1 protein-coding gene is annotated in these 251 nt (G+C 56.2%); it reads left to right on the forward strand.

Features of this window, described 5'->3' with window-relative positions:
• The first annotated feature begins 10 nt into the window (after positions 1 to 10).
• The gene (locus tag R0J92_RS25095; protein ID WP_411053680.1) at positions 11 to 133 is read left to right on the forward strand and encodes a YgjP-like metallopeptidase domain-containing protein; all 123 of its coding nucleotides are present in this window, start codon (positions 11 to 13) and stop codon (positions 131 to 133) included.
• The last annotated feature ends 118 nt before the right edge of the window (positions 134 to 251 follow it).

Consider the following 251-nt stretch of genomic DNA (forward strand, 5'->3'; position numbering starts at 1 on the left):
GGCTCATCTCATCGAGATGAACCATGGGCCGAAATTCTGGAAACTCTGCCATGAGCTTTGCCCCGATACGGAGCGCTGCAAGGCTTGGCTGAAGCGCAATGGCAGCGCATTGCAGGCAATCGACTTCACATGAAATCATCCGTACTGAACGCCGCCCGGGTGCTGTGGGATTATCACTGCATCTATGATCCGCTTGAAACCGCCGATGTCATCATCGGGCTTGGCAGCTACGATCCGCGCGTGGCCGAAAG

Origin of the sequence: Tritonibacter sp. SIMBA_163 (assembly GCF_046535935.1) — a bacterium.
GTDB lineage: Bacteria > Pseudomonadota > Alphaproteobacteria > Rhodobacterales > Rhodobacteraceae > Epibacterium > Epibacterium scottomollicae.